The organism is Hydrogenophaga sp. BPS33 (assembly GCF_009859475.1).
Taxonomy (GTDB): domain Bacteria; phylum Pseudomonadota; class Gammaproteobacteria; order Burkholderiales; family Burkholderiaceae_C; genus Hydrogenophaga.
On sequence record NZ_CP044549.1, the window covers coordinates 5,632,094 to 5,654,900 of the forward strand.

The window sequence follows — 22,807 nt, forward strand, 5'->3', positions numbered from 1 at the left end:
GCGCTGAATAATTCTTTCCACCCCACACGGCTTCCCGTGTGCGTCGTTGAAGGAATTCCATGTCTGCCGCTGCTGCCACCGCCACCGCTGCCGCTCCCGAAGCGCCCAAGAAGAAAAGCAAGAAACTGCTGTTCATCGTGCTCGGCGTGGTCGTGCTCGCCGTGCTGGGCGCGGCCGCGGCGCTGTTCATCCTCAAGAAGAACACCGCCGAGGACGACTACGAAGAAGACGACGGCCATACGCCCGTGGCGCAGGCCAAGACCTCCAAGACCGCCCCCACCTTCCTGCCGCTGGAAAACATGGTGATCAACCTGGCCGATCCGGGGGGCAACCGCTTCATCCAGCTCGGCCTCACGCTGCAGTTGCAGGACGCCGTCACCGAAACCGCGGTGAAGTCCTACCTGCCAAGCATCCGCAGCCAGGTGCTGGTGCTGATCTCGCAGCGCACGACCGAGGAACTGCTGGTGGTCGCGGGCAAGGAAAAGCTGGCCAACGACATCATCGCGACCATCTCCAAGGAAATGGGCTACGCCATGCCTGCCGAGAAGAACGCCGACGGCACACCCCCGCGCCGCACGCGCGCCGCACCCAACCCGGTGCAGGCCGTGCTGTTCTCCAGCTTCATCATTCAATAACCGAACCGGGCAACGCGCCATGGCCGACTCGTTTCTGTCCCAGGAAGAAATCGACGCCCTGCTCGAGGGCGTGACCGGCGAGAGCCAGAAGCTCGCCAAGGAAGAGGCCCCCACCGGCGGTGTGCGGGACTACAACCTCTCCAGCCAGGAACGCATCGTGCGTGGGCGCATGCCCACCATGGAAATCGTCAACGAACGGTTCTCGCGCAACCTGCGCCTGGGCCTGTTCAACTTCATACGCCGCAGCCCCGAGATTTCGGTGGGCGCGGTGCAGGTGCAGAAATACAGCGCCTTCCTGCGCGAGCTGGTGGTGCCGACGAACTTCAACATCATGGCAATCCGCCCGCTGCGCGGCAACGGCCTGGTGGTGTGCGAGCCTTCGCTGCTGTTCGGCGTGATCGACAGCCTGTACGGCGGCACCGGCAAGTTCCACACCCGCATCGAAGGGCGCGACTTCTCGGCCACCGAACAGCGCGTGATCAACCGCCTGGTGGACGTGGTGTCCGAGGAATACAAGAAGGCCTGGCGCGGCGTGTACCCGATCGAGCTGGCCTACCAGCGCTCGGAAATGCAGCCCCAGTTCGCCACCATCGCCACGCCCAGCGAAATCGTGGTCTCCACCAGCTTCTCGCTGGAGATCGGCGACATCTCGGGCTCGTTGCACATCTGCATGCCCTACGCCACGCTGGAGCCGATCCGCGACGTGCTGTACTCCGCCGTGCAGGGCGATGCCATCGAAGTCGACCGCCGCTGGGTCAAGCTGCTGAGCCACGAGATCCAGGCCGCCGAGGTGACCATGGTGGCCGAGCTGGCCCAGACCGAGGCCACGGTGGAACAGCTGCTGGCCATGCAGATCGGCGATTTCATCGAGCTCGACCGCTCGCCCACGATCAAGGCCCACGTCGACGGCGTGCCCGTCTTCGAATGCCAGTACGGCACCCACAAGGGCAAATACGCGCTGCGCGTGGAACGCAATCTGCGCGGCACCGAATCGCACTGGTTGGGAGATTCCTATGTCAACTGATACCACCACCAACACCATGAACGACGCCGCCGTTGCCGACGAATGGGCCCAGGCCCTGGAAGAACAGGCTGCCACCACCGAAACGGTGGCCGACAGCGCACCCGAGTTCGAGGCCAGCACCGCGCCCGCGACACCCGGCGCAGGCCCGATGCAGGACATCCAGATGGTGCTGGACATCCCCGTGCAGCTCTCGGTGGAACTGGGCCGCACCCGCGTGCCGATCAAGTACATCCTGCAGCTCGCACAGGGCTCGATCGTCGAACTCGATGCGCTGGCCGGCGAACCGATGGACGTGCTCATCAACGGCTATCTGATCGCCCAGGGCGAGGTGGTGGTGGTGAACGACAAGTTCGGCATCCGCCTGACCGACATCGTGACGCCGTCCGAACGCATGCGCCGGGTGAGCCGTACTTAAGGCCGGGACGGATTCGGGGCTGGGCTCTCTACACTGGCGCCCTCCTCCTCCGCTCAAGGACCGATCGCCATGTTGCAAAACCTCACCCCCGTCCTGGTGCTGCTCGCCGTTCTGGTGGGCATTGCCTTCGCACTGAAATGGGCGCGCCGCCGCCTGCCCGGTGCGGCCGGCCACAGCGGCCCGCCGATGCAATTGCTCTCCCAGCTCTCGCTGGGCCCCCAACAGCGGGTGGTGACGATGCAGATCGGCCAGGGCGAAGACCGCGTGTGCCTGGTGCTCGGCGTCTCGCCCGGCAGCGTGAACACGCTGCACCAGATGAAGATGCCGGCCGACCTGCCCGAGTCGCCCATTGCCACGCCAGCGTCCGGTTTTGCCGCGCGGCTGGCCCAGCTCACCCAACCTCCCAAACCCCATGCTTGAGAAGGCTTCACACCGCCACATGCTGTTGGCCGGCCTGCTGCTCCTGTGTGCCAGCGGCGCCTGGGCACAAGGCGCTCCGGCCTCCCCCGGCCCCTCGCTGCCGATCATGATCGGCCAGGGCGCGGGCGGCAATTCCTACTCGGTGCCGATCCAGACGCTGCTGTTCTTCACCGCGCTGTCCTTCCTGCCGGCCGTGCTGCTGCTCATGACGGGTTTCACCCGCATCGTGATCGTGCTCTCGCTGCTGCGCCAGGCGCTGGGCACGCAATCGGCGCCCCCCAACCAGGTGATCGTCGGCCTGTCGCTGTTCCTCACGCTGTTCGTGATGGGCCCCACGCTGGACCGCGTGTACGCCGACGCCTACGAGCCCTATTCCCGCAACGCGATCAGCTTCGAACAGGCACTCGATCGCGGCCAGCTGCCCATGCGCGAATTCATGCTCAAGCAAACGCGCCAGTCGGACTTCGAACTCTTCGCCAAGCTGGCCAAGCTGCCCGCCGACGTGACCGCGCAGAACGCGCCGTTTCGCGTACTGGTGCCGGCCTTCGTGACCAGCGAACTCAAGACCGCGTTCCAGATCGGCTTCATGATCTTCATTCCGTTCCTGGTGATCGACATGGTGGTCGCCAGCGTGCTCATGTCGCTGGGCATGATGATGCTCTCGCCCGTGCTGGTGGCACTGCCGTTCAAGCTCATGCTGTTCGTGTTGGCCGATGGCTGGAACCTGTTGATCGGCTCCTTGGCCGCATCCTTCTCGACTTAGGAAAGCCATGGATCCCCAAGCCGCTCTCACGATGGCGCAGAACGCGCTGTTCATGCTGCTCATGGTCGCCGCGCCGGTGCTGGCCACGGTGCTGGCCGTGGGCCTGCTGGTGAGCCTGTTCCAGGCCATCACGCAGATCAACGAGGCCACGCTGGCCTTCGTGCCCAAGCTCATCGCGGCCATCGCGGTGTTCGCCATCGCCGGCCCCTGGATGATGACGACGATGGTCGAGTTCATCCGCAGCACGATCCTCTCGATCCCCAACTACGCGGTTTGAGCGCGGCGATGCCGACCTTCACCGAAGCCCAGATCATGGCGCTGGTCATGCCGGTGTTCTGGCCGTTCCTGCGCATCCTGGCGGTGTTCTCCAGCGCGCCCATCTTCTCCTCGCGCTCGGTGCCGATGCGCACCCGGGTGGGCCTGGCAATGCTGGTGGCGCTGTGCGCGCAGGCGGGTTTGCCCGAACAACCCATGGTGGCCCTCACCGATCCGGGCGCGTTCGCCGCGGTCGTGCAGCAGGTGGTCGTGGGCGTGGCCATCGGCCTGGCGGTGCGCATCGTGTTCGCCGCGGTCGAACTCGCGGGCGAACTCATCGGCTTGCAGATGGGCTTGAACTTCGCGGGCTTCTTCGATCCGTCCACCAACTCGCAATCGAGCACGGTCGGACGCTTCTTCGGCAACACCACCATGCTGCTGTTCGTGGTGATGGGCGGCCACCTCATGTTGCTGCAAGCGGTGATCGCCAGTTTCAACACCTTCCCCGTGGGCGCAAGCGCCTTCGAGTCGGTCAACCGCATGCAGCTGCACGAGCTGGGCGCGGTGGTGTTCCGCTACGGTCTCTGGATCGCCCTGCCGATGATCGGCATGCTCATCTTCATCAACATCGTGCTGGGGTTCATCTCGCGCATCGCGCCGCAGATGAACGCCTTCGCCATCGGTTTTCCGCTGACGCTGTCAGCGGGCCTGGTGGGCATCGCCTTCACGCTACCGATGCTGGACGCGCCAGTGGCCGCGCTGATGCGTCTGGCGACCAACATCTTCACGGGTGGATAGGAACACCCCCCTGCGCCGCTGACGCGGCTTCCCCCCTCCGCAGCGCGCCTTCGGCGCTTCGAGGGGGGACGGCATCTCGGGCCGGCAAAGCCGGACCCTTGATGCCCCTGGACCGACTCCCCCTCGCGCGTCGCCTCTCTTTGCGCCGCCGCCTGTCCAGCCACACTCAAAAAGACGCGCAGCGCGCCGACATTCCTGGCGAGACCGTGTATGTTCGCATCGTGTCCCCTCCTCCACGGAAGCCATTCATGAAACTTCGCACCCAGATTCTGTGTCTCGGCCTGGCGGGCGCCGCACTGGTGTCCGCCGCGGGCGGCATCGGCCTGCTGGCCGTCTCCTCCATGGCGACCAAGGTGGAAGCTTCGGCACTCGCCAGCCAGGCGCTGCATGCCGCGCTGAGCGCGGACATGATGCACGATGCCCTGCGTGGCGATGCGCAGCGCGCCTTGCTCGGTGTGATGAAGGGCGACGCCGCCACGGTCGCGGCCGCGCGTGCCGACCTGGACGACCACGTCACCACACTCGACGCGGCGCTGCAGAAGATCGCGCAAGCTGGCATCGACGCCGAGGCGCAGAAGGCACTCGACGCGGCCCTGCCCGCGGTGAACCAGTACAAGGCGGCCGCACTGGCGGTGGTCGGCGGCGCGGCGCAGGACGTGGCCCAGGCCGAAGCCCAGGCACCCGCGCTGAACAAGGCGTTTGCCGAACTCGAAGACGCGCTGGAAAAGCTCTCCGGCATGATCGAGGAAGACGGCGCGGCCATCTCCGAGGCGGCAGCGGCCAGCGTGAAGCAATCGCTCTGGACCATCGCACTGGCCGTGCTGGCGGCCACCGTGGCCCTGGTGATCGGCGCGCTGTGGGTCGCCCGCCTCATGGCGATCCCCATGGACCAGGCCGTGTCCGCCGCCGGCCACCTCGCCCAGGGCGACCTGACCATGCCGATTCGCCTGGTGGGCAACGACGACACGCGCCAGTTGCTCGAAGCCATGCGCACCATGCAGCAGCGCATCGGCGAAACCGTGGGCCACGTACAGGACAACGCCGCGCTCGTCTCCGAAGCCAGCGCGCAGATCGCCCAGGGCAACACCGATCTCTCCACCCGCACCGAGCAGCAAGCTTCGGCGCTGGAAGAAACCGCGGCCTCGATGGAACAGCTCGGCACCACCGTGCGCCAAACTGCCGACCACGCAGGCAAGGCCAACGAGCTGGCGCGCAACGCCTCGCAGGTGGCGGCCGAGGGCGGCGATGTGGTGGGCAAGGTGGTCGAGACGATGCGGGGCATCAACGACAGCTCGCGCCGCATCGCCGACATCATCGGCGTGATCGATGGCATCGCGTTCCAGACCAACATCCTGGCGTTGAATGCCGCCGTGGAAGCGGCGCGCGCGGGCGAACAGGGGCGCGGCTTCGCGGTCGTAGCGGGTGAAGTGCGCACGTTGGCGCAGCGCAGCGCCGAAGCGGCCAAGCAGATCAAGGGCTTGATCGACGCCAGTGTGGAACGGGTGGCCAGTGGCACGGTGCTGGCCGATCAGGCCGGTGCGACCATGCAAGGCGTGGTGAGCGCGATCCGCCGCGTCTCGGATCTGGTGGGCGAGATCAGCAGCGCCACCAGCGAACAGAGCGCGGGCGTGGGCCAGGTTGGCGAGGCCATCGGCCAGATGGACAAGGTCACGCAGCAGAACGCGGCGTTGGTGGAGGAAAGTGCGGCGGCTGCCGACAGTTTGAAACAGCAGGCGGTGCAGATGGTGCGGGCGGTTTCTGTGTTCAAGGTGAACCGGGAGGCTCGCTTGGGGTTGTCTTCTTTGGGCTGAATTGCCCTTTGCCCTTTGCCCTTTGAAGTAGCTTTTTCTCTTTCGTGGCGAGCCGGGTCTCGGCCCGGCGGCCGACTCACTTTTCTTTGCTTCGCCAAAGAAAAGTAAGCAAAAGAAAGGCGAGCCGAAGACCGGGCCCCTTCGGGGCTCCTTGCGCTGCTCGGTGTGCGGGGAGAAGTTCGCAAACTCGCTTCGCTCAAACACGCGAACTTCTTTTTCCCCGCACCCCTGCGCTGCTCAGCCCGGCCTCACGGCAGATGCGGATGCGGGTGCGGGTGCGGGTGCGGGTGCGGGTTTCCTCAGAGATCGGCTTTAGCGTGACCAGTTGCGCGGTAGCGCACGTTGTGGACTCAAACCTGCACCGGTTTTCGCGAGGGTTTCTCAAACGGTTCGGGCTTGAGGGCGCCTTGCGCGATCTGCTCGCGCAGAGCGTACTTCTGGATCTTTCCAGAACTGGTGGTGGGAAAACTGTCCACGCAATACCAGCGTACTGGCAGCTTGTAGGCCGCCAGCCGCGAGCTGCAGTGGTGGTAAAGGTCAAGTGCGGTGGGGCGCGCCACACCAGGGTTCAGCTGCACCACGGCCGCCACCACTTCGCCCCACTGCGTGTCGGCCTCGCCCACAACCTGCACCTCCTGTACGGCAGGGTGCTGCCGCAACACCTCCTCGATTTCCATTGGGTAGATGTTCTCGCCGCCGCGAATGATGCAGTCCTTCAGGCGTCCGGTGATGCGCAGGTAACCCGCGGCGTCCATCGCCGCCACGTCACCGGTGCACAACCAGCCATCGGCAGTGACGGCGTCGGCCACGCCCGCCGGCAGCGAGAAGTAGCCCTGCATCACCTGGTAGCCACGCACCCAGATCTCGCCGGGCTCGCCAATGGCGCGCACCGCGCCCGTGGCCGGGTCGGCAACCTTGAGTTCCGCACAGCGCGCCGGGCGGCCAATGCTGGTGGTCTGGCGCTCCAGCGTGTCGTCGGGCGAGGTCTGGCAAATCACGCCGTTGGCCTCGGTCTGGCCGTAGGTGATAGTGAAGCGACTGCCCAGTTCTTCGCGCGCGCGGCGCACCAGCCAGTCGGGCACGAGGGAGCCGCCGCTCATGAGCGTGCGCAGCGAGCGCAGATCGCGCTGCGGCCGCTCGGGGTGGTCGAGCATGCGCATGACCATGGTCGGCACACCGTGGAAATGGTTGACCTGCTCGCGTTCAATGATGCGCAGCATGTCGCCCGCATCGAACTGCGGCTGCAGCACGAAGGTGCCGCGCGAGGTCAGCGCGCCCAGGTGGCTGCCGGCGCTGCCGCCGACGTGGAACAGAGGCATGGCCGTGGCCCACACGCCGCCATCGGGAAAGGTGGCGCGCTGCGCTGCGAAGCGCGAGGCATTCACCAGGCCCAGGTGGTGCAGGCGAGCCCCCTTGGGTTTGCCGGTGGTGCCGGAGGTGAACTGAATCTGCGCCACGTCGTGGGGCGAGACCACCGGCAATCCAATGCCGGGCTGGCTTTGTGCGGTGAAGTCACCCCATTGCGCCAGCTCGAAGCACTCGCGCAAGGCCGGCAGACGGCCCCGCAACTGCGCGACCACGTTCGCCACGTCCAGACCACGGTACTCGCGCACATGGAACAGCCCCACCGCGCCAGAGGTCGAGAGCACGTGGTGCACCTCTTCGCCGAGGTAGGCCGGGTTCACCGTCACCAACACCAGCCCGGCCATGGCGGCGCCATGCTGCAGCAGCACCCACTCGGCGCAGTTCGGCGACCACACGGCCACCTTCTCGCCAGGCCTGAAATGGCGCAGCAGCGCGCGCGCCGAGCGCTCGGCCTCGGCCAGCAGTTGGGCATTGGTCCAGCGCCGCGTGGGCATGGGTGGCAGCGGGGCTTCCACGAAACCGATGCGCTCGGGCACTTCGCGCGCGAGTTGGCGCAGCAGATCGCCGATGGTGATGTGCAGCAGCGGTTGGTCGACCTCGGCCGGCCACAGGGATTCGGTGAGCGCGACCTCAGGCGGCATGTGCACGCGGCTGTTCGGCCGCCTCCACTGGAGTCAACACGATCAGGGCGTCCACCGCGATCACCTTGCCGTCGGACACCACCAGGGGGTTGACGTCGAGCTCGTCGATCAGCGCCGGGTGGTCGGCCAGCAGCTCGCTCACACGGGCCACGGCCTGCGCGACCTGCGCCACGTCGGCCGGCGGTGCACCGCGAAAGCCGTCGAGCAAGGCGCGCCCGCGCAGGCGGTCGAGCAGACCGCGCGCCTGCCCTTCGCTCACCGGTGCCAGCGCCACCGCGCTGTCCTTGAGCAGCTCCACGAAGATGCCGCCCATGCCGACCACGATGGTCGGGCCGAACAGCGGATCGCGCCGCCCGCCAACGATGAGTTCCAGGTCGCGCCGCACCATGGGCTGCACCAGGATGCCGTCGATGCGCGCACCGGGCACGTGGGCCGAGGCGCTGCGCTGGATGGCCTGCCAGGCCTCGCGCACCGCGTCAGCGTTGTGGATGTGCAGCTTCACGCCACCGGCTTCGGTCTTGTGCGGAATGTCGGCCGATTGCACCTTGAGCACGACCGGATAGCCAAACTGCTCGGCTGCGGCCACGGCCTGTTCGGGCGAGGTCGTCAGTTGCTCGGCCACCACGGGTACGCCATACGCGGCGAGCACGGTTTTGGCGGCGCTCTCGGTGAGCGTGTGGCCCTGCGGCACGGCGTTGACCAAGGCACGCGCGGCCGAGGCTTGGCTCAGGCGCGCGGCCTGCTGGCGCTGTTGCTGCAGGCGCTGGCCATACAGGTGCCAGGCGCGCAGCGTGGCCATGCAACGCTCCATCGAACGGAACAGGCACAGGTAAGGGCTGGCTTCCACCTCCTTCGCACCGGGCCCGTCCAGCCACTGCGACAACCAGACGCAGCACACCGGTTTGCCAGACGCGCGCGCGGCTGCTTCCAGCGCCAGCAGGCGCGAAGTGCCAGGTGCGTAGGCATAGGGGTGCGGGATGACGAGTGCGCCGTAGGTGTCGCTCTCCAGCAGGGCGCTGGCACACGCGGGCAAGGACGCGGGGTTGCTGAGGATCTGCGCCGTCACGTCGCAGGGGTTGCGCGCCGAACCGAACTCCGGGATGTGCGACTTGAGCACCGCCTGCACCTCGGGCGAGGGCTGCGGCAAAGGCACCGCGTGCAGCTCGGCCTTGTCGGCCACCATGATGGTCGCACCGCCCGAGGTGGCCAGCGCTGCCACGCCGGTGCTGCGCGGCAGGCCGGCCTTGGCGAAGAAGGCCGCAGTTTCCACCAGGGCTTCGAAATCGTCCACCTCCACGATACCCACGCTCTCGAAGGCCGCGCGGTACACCGCCGCCGAGCCGGCCAGCGACCCAGTGTGCGACATCGCCGCCTGCATGCCCTCTTCGCCGGTGGCGATCTTGTGCACGATCACCGGCTTGCCCGCGCGCGTGGCGCGCCGCGCCGCTTCCAGCAGGCGCTGCGGATCGGCCATGCCTTCGAACAGGCAGGCAATCACCTTGCAGGCCGGGTCTTCGGCCAGGTAAGCCACCTGGTCGGCGACGTCCACATCGCAGGAATTGCCCGCCGACAGCACGTGCGAGAACACGTAGCCGTGCTGCGCGGACTGCGCCAGCGCCAGACCCAGACCACCGGACTGGCTCACCAAACCAATGCCCATCGTGGTCAGAGCATCCGCGTTCATGTCGGGTGCTTCGGCGAAGGTCAACCGCAGTCGCCCGCCGTCGGACAGGATGCCGATGCAGTTCGGGCCGAGGATGCGCATGCCGCTGCGCTGCGCCAGGGCCGCCAGGTCGTCCTGCATCTGGCGGTGTTCGGCGTGGCCGGTTTCCGCATAGCCCGAGGCGTAGACGATCGCGCCGCGAATGCCGTGGTCGGCGCAGTCCTGCGCCACGGCCTGCACCGCGTCGCGCGGCACGGCGATGACCGCGCAGTCCAGGCCGCGAGGCAATTGCGCCACCGAGGGCACGACCCGTTCGCCGCCGTCGCCCGCACGCTTGGGGTTCACCACCCAGACGTCAATGCCGCTGCCGGCCAGGTTGGCCGCGGTGCGTGCGCCGAAGGAGAAAGGCTTGGACGAGAAGTCCACCACCGCCACGCTGCGGGGTTGGAGCAAGGGACGGAGTTCGGAAGCGGCGAACAGGTCGCGGTGAAAGGTCATGGGGAACAACAAAAGGATCAGGAAAAGGAACGACGAAGCGTCATTGCGGCTTGATGCCCAGGGACCGGATGAGTTCGGCCCAGGTCTTCATGTCGGCGTCGATGTCCTTGCGGAAATCGGCAGGAGCACGCCAGTCGACCTGCAGATCGCGATCAGCCCACTCGCGCTGGAACTCGGCATCGCGCGTGATGGCATGGGCCGCTTGCGTCAGCTTCGCCAGCACCGGCTGTGGCGTGGCAGCGGGCGCGAACAGGCTCAGCCACACGCCGGAAGAGCGGTAGCGCGGGTAACCCTGGTCGGCCAGCGAGCGCACGTCCGGCATGGACGCGATGCGACCGGTGGACAGCGAACCCAGCGCCTTGACGCGGCCATCCTTCACCAGCCCCTTCACCGACGGGATCGAGAAGATGCCGCCCTGAACCTGGCCACCCAGCACGTCGGTGATGGCGGCGGACTCGCCCTTGTAGGCCACCACCGGCAGGTTCAGACCGTTGTCCTGGATGAAGGCGCGGCTGAACACGTCGCCCGCCGAGGCCGTGGCATAGGTGCCGAGCGACCAGGACTTGTTGGCCTTGGCTTCCTCAATGAACTCCTTCATGTTGTTCGCCTTGACCTGCGGGTGCACCACGAACACCAGCCCGGTCGTGCCCAGTTGGCCGATGGGCGCGAAGTCGCGCACCGTGTCGTACGGCAGGTTGGTGCTGAGCGCGGCCTGCTGGATGTGGGTGGTCGACGTGAACAGCAGTGTGTAGCCATCGGCCGGGGCCTTGGCCACCGTGGCCGCGCCCAGCTGGGTGCCGGCGCCCGGTCGGTTCTCCACCACCACCGGTTGCCCCAGGCGGGTGGAGAGGCGGCCCGCGAAGACGCGCGCCCAGTTGTCGGTGCCGCCGCCAGCGGCAAACGGCACGACGATACGAATAGGCTTGTCGGGGAAAGTGCCTTGTGCCTGCGTGGCACCGGCCATGGTGAGTGCGGTCAGCAGCAGCAGGCCGCGTCGCGTCGAGCTCATACGCTTCATCTGGTTTCCATAAATTTCGTTGATTGGGTGATCCATTATGATGGAGCCAAAATTCCACGTCAACACGGCGCCAGCGCCGGGCATGGTCATTGGGGTTTTCTCGCAATTGCCCTAGACTGGATGACCCAAACAACCGACAACGAGAGACGAAAGGACGGCCCTCAATTGAGCATCCATGGAAAAGCCTATCTCGTGGGGGCATACGAACACCCCACCCGCGAAGCGAAGGACAAGTCGCTCGCCCAACTGCATGCCGAAGTGGCCAAGGGCGCGCTGGACGACGCGGGCCTGACGCACCGCGATGTCGACGGCTTCTTCTGCGCCTCTGACGCACCTGGCCTGGGCCCGATGTCGATGATCGACTACCTCGGCCTGCGCGTGCGCCACCTCGACTCCACCGACATCGGCGGCGCCTCGTACCTGGCGCACGTGCACCACGCGGCCCAGGCTATTGCGCTGGGCAAATGCAACGTCGCGCTGGTCACGCTGGCTGGCAAACCGCGCTCCAGCGGCTGGAGCGGCACGCAGGCCCGCACCTTTGGCGACGAAGCACCCGACGCGGCATTCGAGTACGCCTACGGCATGGGCACGGCCAACGTGTATGCCATGTCCGCCAAGCGGCACATGTACGAATTCGGCACCACCAGCGAGCAGTTGGCGTGGATCAAGGTCGCGGCCTCGCACCACGCCCAGCACAACCCGCACGCCATGCTGCGCGACGTGGTCACGGTCGAGCAGGTGGTCAACTCCAAACTCGTGGCCGACCCCTTGCACAAGCTGGACTGCTGTGTGGTGAGCGATGGCGGTGGCGCGGTGATATTGGCCCGGCCCGAGATCGCGCGCGAACTCAAGCGACCGCGCGTGAAGCTGATCGGCGCGGGCGAGTCGCTCAAGGGCCTGGACGGTGGCGATATCGACGTGACCCACACCGGTGCGGTGTGGAGCGGGCCGCGCGCCTTCGAAGAAGCGGGCGTGAAGCCATCGGACATCCAGTACGCGTCCATCTACGACAGCTTCACCATCACGGTGCTGCTGCAACTGGAAGACCTGGGTTTCTGCAAGAAGGGCGAAGGCGGCAAGTTTGTCGCCGACGGTGGGTTGATTTCTGGCGTGGGCAAGCTGCCATTCAACACCGACGGCGGCGGGCTGTGCAACAACCACCCGCGCAACCGCGGTGGCATGACCAAGATCATCGAAGCCGTGCGCCAGCTGCGCGGCGAAGCCCACCCTGCGGTGCAAGTACCCAACTGCCAGCTCGCGCTGGCCCAGGGCCTGGGCGGTTTCCTGGCCGGCCGCCACGGCAGCGCCACGCTCATCATGGAAAGGGAGTGAACCGATGACCACCATTGCCCAAGACCGCGAACTGCACCCGCCCGCGATCACCCCCGAGACGCAGCCCTTCTTCGACGCCACCGCGCGCGGTGCGCTCATGCTCAAGTTCTGCGACGCCTGCCAACGTTTCCACCACTACCCGCGCGCCCTCTGCCCGCACTGCTTCAGCGAGCGCACGCGCTGGGTCGAGACCAAAGGCACGGGCAGCATCTACACCTTCAGCGTGCTGCGCGCGGGCACGCCCACGCCGTTCGCGCTGGCCTATGTGCAGCTCGACGAAGGACCGCGCATGATGACCAACCTGGTCGACTGCGATCTCGATGCCCTGGACATTGGCCAGCCGGTGCGCGTGGTGTTCAAGCCGGCCACCAACGGCGCGATGATTCCCATGTTCACGCCGACGCAAGGCAAGGCGCCATGAAGCGCGAGAGCGAAGCTTTGCAGGCCTTGCGTGGCGAGATCCGCGCCTTTCTGGCCGAGCGGTTCGACCCCGATCTGCGCGCGCGCCTGCGCCGTGGCGAGTTTCCCAAACGCGCCGACCTCGTGGCCTGGCAGCGCGCGTTGAACCAGCGCGGCTGGGGCGCGCCGAACTGGGCGCGCGAATTTGGCGGCACCGGCTGGAACGACTTCGAGCAGCTCGCGTTCCTGGAAGAGTGCTCGGCCGTGTGCGCACCCGCGCCGCACGTGTTCAACATCACCATGCTCGGCCCGGTGCTGAACCAGTTCGGTTCGCCCGAACAGCGCGCCGAGTGGTTGCCGAAACTGCTCAACGCCGATGTGCTGTTCTGCCAGGGCTTCTCCGAACCCGGTTCGGGCTCGGACCTCGCGTCGCTGCGCACCCGTGCGGAGCGGGACGGTGACCACTACGTCGTCAATGGCCAGAAGATCTGGACCACCGCCGCGCACTACTCGGACTGGATTTTCTGCCTGGTGCGCACCGACCCACAGGCAAAGAAGCAGAAGGGCATTTCGTTCCTGCTGATCGACCTGAAGTCGCCCGGCATCACCGTGCGCCCCATCATCTCGATCGACGGTCGACACAGCCTGAACGAAGTGTTCTTCGACAACGTGCGCGTGCCCGCCGGCCAGCTCGTTGGCGAAGAGAACAAGGGCTGGGACTACGCGCGCTTTCTGCTCGGCAACGAGCGCGCCAGCATTGCCGGCGTGGCCAAGTCGCGAGAACGCCTGGGCTATGCGCGCGAACTCGCGCGTGCCACGCGGCAGGCCGGCAACGGCCGCTCGCTCGCAGACGACCCGCTGTTCCACGCGCGCGCGCTGCGGCTGGAGGCAGAGATCGAAGCGCTGGACCGCACCCAGTCGCGCATGTTGAACGACAGCAACCCGGCGGGCCGCGTGGCGGGCGCTTCGGTGTTGAAAGTCAAGGGCACCGAACTGCAACAGCGCGTGCAGGACTTGCTGGTCGACATCAGCGCAACGGCGGGATTGCGCCTGCCCGGCGACAGCGGCTTCGGCGCGGATGTGCGCGAAGCCCTGGGCGTGGCCCACCTCTACTCGCGCGCGGCCTCCATCTACGGAGGCACCAACGAAGTCCAGAAGAACCTTCTGGCCAAGCACGTTTTCGACACCACGCCATGAGCACACTTTCCACCGAAGACAGCGCATCGCTCGGCGACGCATTGCAACGCCTGCTGCAGGACCGCTACGGCTTTGCCGACGCGCGACGCCGCGACCTCACCACGCCGGCAGAGCGCTTGCCCGTCATCTGGGCTCCGCTGGTCGAACTCGGCCTTACCGGCCTGGTGGTGCCCGAAGCCCAGGGTGGCTTTGGCGGCGGCCCGGCCGACGTGCAGCGCGTGCAACGCGAACTGGGCCGCGCGCTCGTGGTCTCACCCTGGCTGGGTGTGGCGCTGTGCGCGCACGCCATCCAGCACGCGGCCAGCGCCGCACAACAAGGCGCATGGCTGCCGGCGATCGCCGAAGGCCGCATGACCGTGGCCCTTGCGCGCGACGACGTGCAGGCCCTGAACGAGACGCCGGTGCCCGCACTCGCACAAGCAGCGAACGGCGGTTGGCGGCTCGATGGCCGCAAGGCCAACGTGCTGCACGCCAGCGCCGTGAGCCACCTGCTGGTTTCTGCTTGCCTGACCGATGGCAGCGCCGCGTGGTTCCTGGTGGACGCGGCGCAGGCGGGCGTCGAGCGGCAAAGCCACCGGTTGGTGGACCACGCGTGGTCGGCCGATGTGTCGTTCGCGAACGCGCAGGCCGAGCGTCTCGACGCGCCTGCGCCGAACCTCGACGGTGGATTGCGCGCGCTGGAAGTGGCTGCCTGCTGCGCCGAGATGGTGGGCGGCGCCGAAGCGGCGCTGGAACTGACCGTGCAATACCTGCGCACGCGCCAGCAGTTCGGCCAACCCTTGGGCGACTACCAGGCGCTGCGCCACCGCGTGGCAGAAATGGCCATCGCCCTGGAACAACTGCGCAGCGCCGAGGCGCTCGCACTCGAAGCCACCGAAGCGCAAGCGCCGGCAGAACAGACGCGTCTCGGTGCGCAGGCGCTGCTGGTCGGCAGCGAGTCTGCCACCTGGGTCCAGCGCCAGGCGATCCAGTTGCACGGCGGCATGGGCATGACCGAGGAGTTCGCGGTCGGCCACCACTACCGGCGCCAGCTGGTGATCAATGCGCTCACCGGTGGCGAAGCCGCCGCGCTGTCCGCCTTGGCCGGGAACGCGTGACGATGGCGATCGACCCGCAACGCCTGAAAGCCCTGGTGCTGCCCGAGACAGAGCAGCACTACAGCGCGCGCGACGCGATGTTCCACGCCCTGGGCGTGGGCTACCACCCGGACGCTGACCGCGAGCTGGACTTCGTCTATGAGAAAACCTTGAAGGTGGCGCCTTCGCTGGCGCTGACCTTGTGCGTGCGCTCGCTCTCGACCATGGACCTGGGCATCGACTTCCGCAAGGTCGTGCACGCCGCGCACGCCCTGCACCTGCACACGCCCTTGCCCAACGAAGCCACCGTGGTCTGCCAGACGCGCATCACCGAGGTGTGGGACCTGGGCGCGGACAGGGGCGCGCAACTGGAGCTGGACCGCGAGCTGCGCGACAAGGCCAGCGGCGCGCGGCTGGCCACCTCGCGCATGTCGGTGCTGTGCCGGGGCGATGGCGGCTTTGGCGGTGATGCGCCGCCGGTGCGCAAGGCCGCGATGCCCACGGGCCAGCCCGACCACGTGTTCAGCTGGAAGACACTGCCGGAACAGGCCGCGCTGTACCGCCTGCAGGGCGACATGAACCCGCTGCACATCGACCCGGAACGCGCACGCGCCGTGGGTTTCGAGCGGCCCATCCTGCATGGCCTGGCCACGTTCGCCGGCTGTGTGCGCGCGGTGCTGGCCACGGCGCTGGACCACGAGCCTGCGCGGCTGCGCTCGGTGCAAGGGCGTTTCAGCGCGCCGTTCTTTCCGGGCGAGACCTTGCAGGTCGAGCTGTGGCGCACCGGTGCCGGTGCACTGGCTTTTCAGGCGCGTTCGCTGGAGCGCGATGTGCCCGTGATCAAGGATGGGGTGGCCGCCACAACGTCCTGATGTCTGGCCCATTCCGGGCCGTCCCTTGCAACCAAGCGAAGAAAACACAGGAGACAACATGAGAAGACGCACAGCCATTGCCGGCGGGATCGGATCGCTGCTGGTGAGCAGCGGCGTGGCCCACGCCCAGACCCCCGACGCGGCGCGGCCCTTGCGCTTGCTCATTCCGTTTGGCCCCGGGTCCGGGCTGGATGCGATGGGGCGTGCGTTGAGCCTGTACCTGAAAGTGCCTTCGGCGGGCGCCATGGTGGTGGAGAACCGGGAGGGCGCTGCGGGTGCGATCGGCGCCCGCGCAGCCGCCAGCGCGCCACCCGATGGCCACACGCTTCTGTTGGCCGCGAGCCCGCCGTTCGCGGTCACCCCCACCTTGCAGAAGAGCCCGTCGTACCACCCGGTTCAGGACTTCACGCCCATCGCTCGCATCGCCGAAATGCCGATGGTGCTGGTGGCGTCGCGCAGCAGCCCGGTGGGCACGTTTGCGGAGCTGGTCGCCTACGCGAAGGCGCAACCGGGCAAGCTGGACTACGCGTCTGCCGGTGCAGGCGTGCCCAGCCATCTGTTCATGGAACAACTCAAGCGGTCTCTGGGGCTCAATCTCACCTACGTGCCCTACAAGAGCACAGGCCAGATGTACACCGACGTGATCTCCGGCCTTGTGCCGCTGGCCACGGTGTCGTTGGGTGTGGCCAAGCCCCATCTGGCCTCGGGTGCATGGAAGGCGTTGGCGATCGGGCTCGACAAGCGGCATCCGCTCTTTCCGGACATTCCCACCATCAGGGAAGTTTCTCCCACCGTCGATCTCGCCAGCAACATGAAGGTCTGGTATGGGCTGCTGGGGCCGAAGGGCCTGCCACGTCAGACTGTCGATGCCCTCTACCAGGGCGTCGAAAAAGCCGTGCAGACACCCGAGTTTGCCGCCTCCGTGCGGGCCCAGTTCGCAGAGCTTGCGTTGCAAGGGCCGCGTGAATTCACGGACAGCCTGGCGTCGCACTACCAGATGAATCTTCAGCTCATCAACAGCCTGGGCCTGGCGGCCACACTGTGACAGGCGTTGCGGTTGCCCCCACCACACCATGACGCATTGCCGGGTGGACACACAAGGGCCCTTGCTTGTGGTCACCATCGACCGGCCGCAGGCCATGAACGCGCTGCCGCCAGACGCCAGCGCGGAAATGGCCGAGGTGTTCGATGCCTTCGCCGCTGACCCGGCACAGCGTGTTGCGATCCTGACCGGCGCGGGTCAACGCGCGTTCTGCGCCGGCACCGATCTGCGCCAGCATGCCGAAGGTGCGAGCGTCGGTTTGCCGTCCAGCGGGTTCGGCGGCCTCACCGCCAGAACGGGTCTGCACAAGCCGGTGATCGCCGCGGTCAATGGCGCGGCGGTGGGGGGTGGGTTCGAACTGGTGCTTGCCTGCGATCTGGTGGTGGCGGCCGCACATGCTTGGTTCAGCTTGCCCGAGGTGCGCGTGGGCCAGATCGCGCGGGCGGGTGGCCTGGTGCGGCTGCCGCAACAGATACCGCAGAAGGTGGCCCTTCACATGGCACTGACAGGCCGGCGCATGCCCGCACAGGAAGCGCTGCACCTGGGTCTTGTCAACGAGGTCGTGCCCGAAGATGGCGATGTGATGGTCGCTGCCCGCGCGTTGGCGCACCGGTTGCTGGAAGCCGCGCCGTTGGCGGTGCAGGCCACAAAGGAGATCGCATCGCTCGCGGCACGCGGCGCACACGGCGATGCGGGGTGGGGCGAGCAAGACGCACTGGCCTTGGTGCGGGCCTGGCGGGCATCGGGCGAACGCCAGGAAGGCGCCCAGGCCTTCATGGAGAAGCGGCCGCCACGCTGGTCCTGAGCGCCGGTGCAGTGGCCCCCATGCGCCCTATCGGCGCGCCGCCCGCCCCATCACTGGCGTCAGCGCGCGACCTTCATCGCCTTTCGCGCGCTCTCCTGGTCCTGCGCCAGGGCACGCTCGAAATCCTTCGGCGCCTGCAGTCCGGGCAGGATGCCCTGCCCCTTGAGCGACTGCTGCACCGCGTCGCTGCGCAAGGCCGTGGCCATGCTCTCGTACAGGCGGTCCACCGTGGCCTGCGGCATGCCCGCCGGGCCGAGAAAGCCGTACCAGACGCTGGCGTTGAAGTCCTTGTCGCCGGTGAGCTCGGCCAGCGTGGGCACGTTGGGCATCAGCTCGACGCGCACACCCGAGCCCACGGCCAGCGCACGCAACTTGCCCGATTCCACCAACGTGGCCACCGCCGGCAACGAGGCGAAGGCCGAGAGGATGTGCCCACCGGCCACGTCCACCAGCGACTGCGGCGTGGACTTGTACAGCACTTCATCCATGTTCACACCTTTGGTCGCCTTCAGGCGCTCCATGGCCAGATAGCCCGCCGAGCCCACCCCCGGCGACGCGTACTGCGCCTTGGTCGGGTTGGCCTTGGCGAAGGCAAGGAACTGGTCAAAAGTCTTGATCTCGCTCTGCGCCGACACCACCAGCACCATGGGCACAGAGCCCACCTTGGCGATCGGCGTGAAGTCTTTCACCGCGTCGTACAGCGGCGGGTTCTGCGTCAGCGGAAAGGTCACGAAGGGCGGATTGGCGTTGAGCAGGAGCACCGCGCCGTCCGGTTTGGCGCGGGCCACGCTGGAAGAGCCGATCGCGCCATTGGCACCGACCCGGTTCTCCACCACCACCGGCACCTTCAGCGTGGCTTGCAGCGCAGGCGAGAAGCTGCGCGCCACAGCGTCCACACCGGTGCCCGCCGCGTGCGGCACGACCAGCATCACTTCGCCGGGCTGGGCATGAACGGCGAACGGCGTCGCCAGCGTGAACGAGAGGCCAACGATGCGGGCGATTTGGGTGAGGTTCTTCATCGCTTGTCTCCTGGGTTTCAGTTTGCAGTTGTCACGCAGGCAGGAACGTTGCCAGCGGTTGCACGTCGTGCGGATCCGGGTCCAGCCCCAAGGGCAGGTACCAAGCTCGCTCGAACGCGATGCGGTGCTCGCTCGCGTGCAAGACGGCACGCTCGATGTCGCGTTGCGCCGCCGCCACCAGGCTGGCCGATCCGCGCACCACCGCCGACACGGCCGCACTCAGCGCCGCCGTGGCCTGCCGCACGTCGGCGGTGGACGGGCCTGCGCGCTCCAGCATCTGTTGGGCCGCTTCCATCGCCGCCGCCAGCTCGGGCGCAGAGGACGCAGGCAGTGCCGCGTGCACTTCGCGCGCCATGGCGAGGTGGTGCGAGAGCTCGAAACGGTCGCGCTGGTGCAGGTGCGGCAAACGCTCGATCACGAAGGCGAGGTAATCGGTGGTCAGGCGCAACTGGTCGCGCGCCTGCGCATGCTCCTTGCCCACCACGGGTTCGACCACATCGTTCAGCGCACGGATCGCGGCCTGCAAGCCCACATCGGTGTGGTCCATCAGAGCACCTCCTTCAACAGTTCGGCGAGTTCATGGGCTCCCACCGGCGCAATGGCCTTGAGCCGCGCCAGCAAGATGTCCTGGTGCGACTTGCCCAGCTTGGCCACCCGGTACATGGTCGCCATCGTGGTAGTGATGACCTGGAAGCAGTTGAGCACTTGGTACCAGCGCAGTCGGTCCATGTCGACGGTGAGGCCCGAGGCTTCCTGGTAGCGCTGGTAAAAGTCTTCGATCGGGATCAGGCCGCAGACCAGGTATGTCTTGCCGTCTTCGGCCAGGTGGCCCTTTTCGCGTTGGGTCATCCAGGCCAGGTCGCGGTGGCGGTCGCCGAGGTGGCCGCGCTCCCAGTCGAGCCAGGCGGTGATGCGGCCTTCCTCTTCGTTGAACAGGAAGTTGCCACTGCGGTAGTCGCCGTGCACCACGCTCACGCGGTCCAGCGTGGGCAGGTTGCGTTGCAGCCAGTTGGCGGCCACGTCCATCAGGGGAAAGTCTTCGCCGCGGTCTTCTTCCCACACGCGGCGCGCGCGGTTCAGCTGCCACTGCGCGCCATCGGTGGTGCCGGTGGGCGGCACGTCCATGCTGCTGAAGCGCATGCGGCCGACGTCGGCGGTGTGGATGGTGGCCAGGTGCTGCAGGAACTGCGGGGCGAGTTGCTCGCGCAACTGCGGGCCGAAGTTGGTGCCCAGGCCCACCACCTGACCGGCGCTGGCGTTGCGCGGCTTGGCCACGCCAGAGACGAAGGTGTAGACAATGGCGGGCTCGGGAAACCAGCGCGCATCGCGGTCGAGCCAGAACACCTTGGGCACGGGCAGGACACCTTCGAAGGCGGCGAGCAGTTCCACTTCGCGCACACGGCTGGTGGTGTTCGACGCTTCGGAGGGATCCATGCGCACCACGAGTTTGTCGCGCACGGCACCGCGACTCGGTGCGTTCCAGCTCAGGTCGAACGCGATCTGCACCTTGGACGCGCCACCGGTGAGCCAGCGCGGGTCGTGCAGCTCGAAAGCGCCTTCGATGTTTTCGCGCAGCATGGCGTTGAGCCAGCTCACCATCTCGTCGAGCGAGACTTGCCGGTAGGCCGGGCCGGCGCGGCGCTGCATCTTTCGGGTCAGCAGCTCGTCGGTTTCGCGCTCGGTCGGGAACTGCTCGCGCAGGCCCTGGATGAATGCCTCGCTGGGTTGGTCGCGCAGGTCCACACTCGTCATGATTCATTGCGCGCAAGCCGTTGCGCGAGGTAGTTGAGACCGAACAATTTGCCGTGTCCGCCATGGCCCACATGGCCGGCGTACTGGTAGCGCATCAGGGAGACGAAGGCGGCGATGGACGGGTTGATCGAACCCATGGGCCGCGTGCCGATGGCCGAGCCGAAGAACTCGTGGCGCCGGCCGCGCGCGTCGGTGGCGACGATGTGGTCGCTGATGGCCAGCATGTCGACCGTGGTGGCTTCCACCGTGGCCGAGATCACCGGCGTGACCACACCATGCTCCACGATGAAGCCGGAGTTGACCTTGTCGTAGCTCACATGGCCATCGGGCGACACGTCCAGCATGGTGGTCAGCCACATCGACATGGCTTCACCGCAGTTGACCGAGATGTAGCAGGTGGCGCGGTCCGGCGTTTCGTTGCGCGGCCCCCAACTGCGGTCCATGCCCTCATAACAATCCACCGCGTACTGCTCGCCGCGCACAGTGAGCGTGCCGGTGATTTGCCCCTTCAGATCGAAGTGGCCATTCGACCATGCGTCGCCCAGCCGAGGGTCGGTGTGCGCGGACTTCTTCGCGGCACCGGGGTTCTCTTTCGGATCGGTCGGGTCGTAGGGGTGGTGCAGGCCGCGCAGTTGCAGATCGAAGCTGCACGCGCCGAGCTTGTGTTCGTACTGGAAGCGCCAGTCGGTGAGCGACTTCGCCTGCACCGACAGGCCGTTGGCCAGTGAAAAGTCCGAGTAGGACGCGGGGCACGGCAGGTGGATCTGCGGGTCGCAGAAGTCCACCTCGTGCGGGCGGCGGCGCACGCCGCGCGCGATGACCACGGACGACATGGCCACGCCCAGGTTGGGGCGCGCCAGCACATACAAGGTGCCGTGCAGCGCCGCTTCGGGCACATTGAAGGCCACGTAGGTGGTCTCGGTCCAGATGCGGTCGTTCGGGTCGCGCGGGTGGAATTCGATGTCGGTGTCTTGGATCATCGTGGTGGTCAGTCGATCTGCAGATTGCGCTCACGCGCGAGCTTGGTCCACATGGCCTGCTCGGTGCGCAGCTTGCGGTTGAATTCGTCGGGCGTGGTACCGCTCGGGTCGAAGCCCAGCGCCGAAGAGCGCTTGGCCACCTCGGGGTCTTTCATGATGGCTATCACGGCCTCACCGAGCCGGTCCACGATGGGCTTGGGCGTGCCGGCGGGTGCGAGCAGGCCGATCCAGGCGGTGATGTTGAAGTCCGGGAAGCCGGCCTCTTCCACCGTGGGCACGTTGGGCAGCAGCGCCGAGCGCTTGTTGCCGGTGACGGCCAGGCCGCGCAGGTTGCCCGCTTCCACCTGCTTGTGCAGCGTGTACACCGGGTCCGCCACGAGCTGGATGTCACCCGCCATCACGGCAGCCACGGCCTCCGCGCTGCCCTTGTAGGGCACATGCAGCATCTCGATGTTGGTGAGCGACTTGAGGTATTCGAAGATCATGAAGGACGTGGTGCCCGCGCCATTGGTGCCGAACGACAGATCCTTCGGACGTTCGCGCGCAAATTTCACCAGTTCGGGCACGGTCTTGAACGGCCGCGCGGTCTGCGTGGCAATCAGGAAGGTGCTGCGCACCATTTCGCTGACGGGCGCGAGGTCGCGCTCCAGGTTCACGTCGAACTTCTTGTTCACCGCCGCCTGAATGGTGAGCGCCGAGCCGGTGAACAGCAGCGTGTACCCGTCCTTGGGCGCGCGGATCACCGACTGTGTGCCGATCAGGCTGCCCGCGCCCGGCCGGTTCACGACCAGCACGGGTTGCCCCAGCGTGTCCTTCAGTTGATCGGCGAGCAGGCGCGCCAGCGCATCGCTCGCGCCGCCCGGCGGGTATGGCACGACGACGGTGACGGGCTTGCTGGGGTAAGGCTGCGCCAGCGCGGGTGCCGAAACGCCCAGGCCTGCCACGGCGGCACAGGCCAGCAGCACGCTGAAGGCGCGCCGCTGGAGGCGGCGGATGGGGGTGTGGTTGATCATGTCTTGTCTCCTGT

Annotated in this window: 23 protein-coding genes; 15 read left to right on the plus strand and 8 right to left on the minus strand. The window is 67.1% G+C overall.

What is annotated here, in order from left to right:
• Positions 1 to 59 precede the first annotated feature (59 nt).
• The 8 genes from F9K07_RS26055 (at position 60) to F9K07_RS26090 (ending at position 6,121) form a co-directional block, all read left to right on the plus strand.
• On the plus strand, positions 60 to 635 hold the full coding sequence (locus F9K07_RS26055) for a flagellar basal body-associated FliL family protein (protein WP_159596174.1): 576 nt from the start codon (positions 60 to 62) through the stop codon (positions 633 to 635).
• 19 nt (positions 636 to 654) lie between these two features.
• Positions 655 to 1,659, plus strand: coding sequence for a flagellar motor switch protein FliM (gene fliM / locus F9K07_RS26060; RefSeq protein ID WP_159596175.1), 1,005 nt, complete (start codon positions 655 to 657; stop codon positions 1,657 to 1,659).
• The gene (fliN, locus tag F9K07_RS26065) at positions 1,649 to 2,074 is read left to right on the plus strand and encodes a flagellar motor switch protein FliN (RefSeq protein ID WP_159596176.1); all 426 of its coding nucleotides are present in this window, start codon (positions 1,649 to 1,651) and stop codon (positions 2,072 to 2,074) included. Before fliM ends, fliN begins: the two co-directional genes overlap by 11 nt.
• A 69-nt stretch (positions 2,075 to 2,143) precedes the next feature.
• Positions 2,144 to 2,494: a FliO/MopB family protein gene (locus tag F9K07_RS26070; RefSeq protein WP_159596177.1), complete on the plus strand. Its 351-nt coding sequence runs from the start codon at positions 2,144 to 2,146 to the stop codon at positions 2,492 to 2,494.
• A 19-nt stretch (positions 2,495 to 2,513) separates the two neighbouring features.
• The gene (gene fliP / locus F9K07_RS26075; RefSeq protein WP_159597114.1) at positions 2,514 to 3,257 is read left to right on the plus strand and encodes a flagellar type III secretion system pore protein FliP; all 744 of its coding nucleotides are present in this window, start codon (positions 2,514 to 2,516) and stop codon (positions 3,255 to 3,257) included.
• Between the two features lie 7 nt (positions 3,258 to 3,264).
• A complete protein-coding gene (gene fliQ, locus F9K07_RS26080; protein WP_159596178.1) occupies positions 3,265 to 3,534 on the plus strand; it encodes a flagellar biosynthesis protein FliQ in 270 nt (89 codons plus the stop codon).
• 8 nt (positions 3,535 to 3,542) lie between these two features.
• Positions 3,543 to 4,310: a flagellar biosynthetic protein FliR gene (gene fliR, locus F9K07_RS26085; protein WP_159596179.1), complete on the plus strand. Its 768-nt coding sequence runs from the start codon at positions 3,543 to 3,545 to the stop codon at positions 4,308 to 4,310.
• A 248-nt stretch (positions 4,311 to 4,558) separates the two neighbouring features.
• Positions 4,559 to 6,121 (plus strand): methyl-accepting chemotaxis protein, encoded by a 1,563-nt coding sequence (locus tag F9K07_RS26090; protein ID WP_236581537.1) that lies wholly within the window; start codon positions 4,559 to 4,561, stop codon positions 6,119 to 6,121.
• Between the two features lie 350 nt (positions 6,122 to 6,471).
• Here the strand turns inward: F9K07_RS26090 and F9K07_RS26095 are convergent, their stop codons facing one another.
• The 3 genes from F9K07_RS26095 to F9K07_RS26105 are packed head-to-tail and all read right to left on the minus strand — an operon-like array spanning position 6,472 to position 11,297.
• A complete protein-coding gene (locus tag F9K07_RS26095; protein WP_236582064.1) occupies positions 6,472 to 8,127 on the minus strand; it encodes a class I adenylate-forming enzyme family protein in 1,656 nt (551 codons plus the stop codon).
• Positions 8,117 to 10,288, minus strand: a complete 2,172-nt coding sequence (locus tag F9K07_RS26100) for an acetate--CoA ligase family protein (protein WP_159596181.1) — start codon at positions 10,286 to 10,288, stop codon at positions 8,117 to 8,119. The genes F9K07_RS26095 and F9K07_RS26100 overlap by 11 nt, the downstream gene beginning before the upstream one ends.
• 40 nt (positions 10,289 to 10,328) lie before the next feature.
• Complete coding sequence (locus F9K07_RS26105) at positions 10,329 to 11,297, minus strand: Bug family tripartite tricarboxylate transporter substrate binding protein (protein ID WP_159596182.1); 969 nt, start codon at positions 11,295 to 11,297, stop codon at positions 10,329 to 10,331.
• A gap of 174 nt (positions 11,298 to 11,471) precedes the next feature.
• Between F9K07_RS26105 and F9K07_RS26110 the strand changes: the two genes are divergently transcribed.
• The 7 genes from F9K07_RS26110 to F9K07_RS26140 all read left to right on the plus strand — a co-directional run bounded on the left by F9K07_RS26110 (position 11,472) and on the right by F9K07_RS26140 (position 18,029).
• On the plus strand, positions 11,472 to 12,638 hold the full coding sequence (locus F9K07_RS26110) for a thiolase domain-containing protein (protein ID WP_159596183.1): 1,167 nt from the start codon (positions 11,472 to 11,474) through the stop codon (positions 12,636 to 12,638).
• Positions 12,639 to 12,642: 4 nt separating this feature from the next.
• Entirely contained in the window at positions 12,643 to 13,059 is a 417-nt protein-coding gene (locus F9K07_RS26115; protein WP_201451482.1) for a Zn-ribbon domain-containing OB-fold protein, read from the plus strand.
• Positions 13,056 to 14,234 (plus strand): acyl-CoA dehydrogenase family protein, encoded by a 1,179-nt coding sequence (locus F9K07_RS26120; protein WP_159596184.1) that lies wholly within the window; start codon positions 13,056 to 13,058, stop codon positions 14,232 to 14,234. The genes F9K07_RS26115 and F9K07_RS26120 overlap by 4 nt, the downstream gene beginning before the upstream one ends.
• Complete coding sequence (locus tag F9K07_RS26125) at positions 14,231 to 15,331, plus strand: acyl-CoA dehydrogenase family protein (protein WP_159596185.1); 1,101 nt, start codon at positions 14,231 to 14,233, stop codon at positions 15,329 to 15,331. The genes F9K07_RS26120 and F9K07_RS26125 overlap by 4 nt, the downstream gene beginning before the upstream one ends.
• Positions 15,332 to 15,333: 2 nt before the next feature.
• The gene (locus tag F9K07_RS26130; RefSeq protein ID WP_159596186.1) at positions 15,334 to 16,182 is read left to right on the plus strand and encodes a MaoC/PaaZ C-terminal domain-containing protein; all 849 of its coding nucleotides are present in this window, start codon (positions 15,334 to 15,336) and stop codon (positions 16,180 to 16,182) included.
• A gap of 58 nt (positions 16,183 to 16,240) precedes the next feature.
• Complete coding sequence (locus tag F9K07_RS26135; RefSeq protein WP_159596187.1) at positions 16,241 to 17,227, plus strand: Bug family tripartite tricarboxylate transporter substrate binding protein; 987 nt, start codon at positions 16,241 to 16,243, stop codon at positions 17,225 to 17,227.
• Positions 17,228 to 17,288: 61 nt separating this feature from the next.
• On the plus strand, positions 17,289 to 18,029 hold the full coding sequence (locus F9K07_RS26140) for an enoyl-CoA hydratase-related protein (RefSeq protein ID WP_268894730.1): 741 nt from the start codon (positions 17,289 to 17,291) through the stop codon (positions 18,027 to 18,029).
• A 59-nt stretch (positions 18,030 to 18,088) separates the two neighbouring features.
• Here F9K07_RS26140 and F9K07_RS26145 read toward each other — a convergent pair whose 3' ends face one another.
• From F9K07_RS26145 to F9K07_RS26165, 5 genes are read right to left on the minus strand one after another with little or no spacing between them, the layout of a single operon-like run.
• Positions 18,089 to 19,048: a Bug family tripartite tricarboxylate transporter substrate binding protein gene (locus F9K07_RS26145; RefSeq protein ID WP_159596189.1), complete on the minus strand. Its 960-nt coding sequence runs from the start codon at positions 19,046 to 19,048 to the stop codon at positions 18,089 to 18,091.
• 31 nt (positions 19,049 to 19,079) lie between these two features.
• Complete coding sequence (locus tag F9K07_RS26150; RefSeq protein ID WP_159596190.1) at positions 19,080 to 19,595, minus strand: hypothetical protein; 516 nt, start codon at positions 19,593 to 19,595, stop codon at positions 19,080 to 19,082.
• Entirely contained in the window at positions 19,595 to 20,800 is a 1,206-nt protein-coding gene (locus tag F9K07_RS26155) for a phosphotransferase family protein (protein ID WP_159596191.1), read from the minus strand. Before F9K07_RS26155 ends, F9K07_RS26150 begins: the two co-directional genes overlap by 1 nt.
• Positions 20,797 to 21,780: a DUF7065 domain-containing protein gene (locus tag F9K07_RS26160; RefSeq protein ID WP_159596192.1), complete on the minus strand. Its 984-nt coding sequence runs from the start codon at positions 21,778 to 21,780 to the stop codon at positions 20,797 to 20,799. The genes F9K07_RS26155 and F9K07_RS26160 overlap by 4 nt, the downstream gene beginning before the upstream one ends.
• Positions 21,781 to 21,788: 8 nt before the next feature.
• Positions 21,789 to 22,793, minus strand: a complete 1,005-nt coding sequence (locus F9K07_RS26165; protein WP_159596193.1) for a Bug family tripartite tricarboxylate transporter substrate binding protein — start codon at positions 22,791 to 22,793, stop codon at positions 21,789 to 21,791.
• Positions 22,794 to 22,807 lie beyond the last annotated feature (14 nt).